This window comes from Neisseria sp. P0009.S007, from assembly GCF_051962515.1.
Window position 1 is genome coordinate 1 of record NZ_JBQCVF010000249.1, and the last position, 1,869, is coordinate 1,869.

Genomic DNA, 1,869 nt, shown 5'->3' on the forward strand with positions numbered 1-1,869 from the left:
GCTTTCATATTCTAATAACTCTGCAATACATATGCTTTATCCTGTTCGATTTGTGGAAATTCCTAAAAACTCTTCATGGTATTTATTACATAATAATTTTCAACAAAACAACGGCTTCCAAGAAATCAATGGCATTAACAAAAATGACTTGGTTAAATTAAAACAAAAATTCAAATGTCCCATACTTTCAGAAAATGAAAAATTAAAAAAAGGTATTGATTGTTCTTCGAAACCTGAACAACGCAACAATGCCTTATACGGCTATATGGCTTGGAACTTAGGTGACACCAAAGTTTTCTGCCCGCCCACTGCTGAAAACAACAAAGGAAAAGAGGAAGCTGCAAAATTAGCTGAGGAATGTATCGTCATCAGCGGGAGATCACTACAAATTTTGAATGAAAATTATATTGATATTACGCCCAAAGAGCGTTAATCCCCCTTTCAGACGACCTGCTATAATCCACGTCGTCTGAAAACCCTTTTCACGGAATCCGCTATGTCCGACCTTTTTGCCCGTCAACCCGAAGCCCCTTTAGCCGAACGCCTGCGCCCGCATTCTTTAGACGATGTTATTGGGCAGCAGCACTTAATCGGCGAAGGTAAACCTTTGCGCGTGGCGGTCGAGGGAGGAAAGCCGCATTCTATGTTGCTGTGGGGGCCGCCAGGTGTAGGCAAAACCACGCTGGCACGGATTTTGGCGCAGAGTTTCAATGCCCAGTTTCTGCCTGTTTCCGCTGTATTTTCCGGTGTGAAAGACATACGCGAGGCAATCGAGAAAGCTGAAATTGCCTTGCAGCAAGGGCACGCGACGATTTTGTTTGTTGACGAGGTACACCGCTTCAACAAAGCGCAACAGGACGCATTTTTGCCTTATGTCGAAAGTGGCTTGTTAACCTTTATCGGTGCTACCGCGGAAAACCCGTCTTTTGAAGTCAATCCGGCATTACTCAGCAGGGCGCAAGTTTATGTCTTGCAATCCTTGTCTTCAGACGACCTGAAGAAGCTGATTGCCAAAGTATTGGCTTTGCCTGAATACCAAGAGTTTACAATTGAAGCGGATGCGCAAGAATTGCTCGTGAATACCACCGATGGTGATGCGCGCAGATTGTTGAACTTGATCGAGCAGCTTTTACGCGCTGCTAATACACGCCGTCTGAAAACCCTGACTGCTGAATTTCTCGCCGACAGCTTGGGCGCGCAAATCCGCCGTTTCGACAAAGGCGGTGAGAGTTTCTACAACCAAATTTCTGCGCTGCATAAATCCGTGCGCGGTTCGCATCCCAATGCAGCATTGTATTGGTTCTGCCGTATGCTCGACGGTGGCACCGACCCGCGCTATCTCGCCCGCCGCATTGTCCGCATGGCATGGGAAGACATCGGTTTGGCCGATCCGCGTGCTTTAACGATTGCCAATGATGCCGCCGCAACTTATGAGCGCTTAGGCTCGCCGGAAGGGGAGCTTGCTTTAGCTCAAGCCGTGTTGTATCTCGCCGCAGCCGCCAAATCCAATGCAGGCTATAAGGCATACAACCAAATGCGCCGTTTCGTCAAAGAAAATGCCAGCGACGAAGTGCCTGTCCACCTACGCAATGCGCCGACCAAGTTGATGAAAGAATTGGGCTACGGACGCGAATACCGCTACGCCCACGATGAACCAAACGCCTACGCCGCCGGCGAAAGCTATATGCCCGATGGCTTGGACGAACCCGATTTCTACCAACCCGTCCTGCGCGGGCTGGAAATCAAAATTGGCGAAAAGCTAAAATGGTTGAAATCCTTGGATGAAGATGCGCTGGATGATTAAAACAATAAATGTACATAATACAAATCTAAGATCAAATTGAATTTTTCAGACGGCCTTTGCTGTTT

General features: G+C 47.4%; 1 protein-coding gene and 1 pseudogene. Both read left to right on the forward strand.

The genetic code is table 11. The features are described 5' to 3' along the window. A pseudogene (locus ACTHS3_RS12135) lies at positions 1-433 on the forward strand (hypothetical protein); the annotation flags it as partial. A gap of 63 nt (positions 434-496) precedes the next feature. Then, complete coding sequence (locus tag ACTHS3_RS12140; protein ID WP_070608773.1) at positions 497-1,804, forward strand: replication-associated recombination protein A; 1,308 nt, start codon at positions 497-499, stop codon at positions 1,802-1,804. Positions 1,805-1,869: the final 65 nt, after the last annotated feature.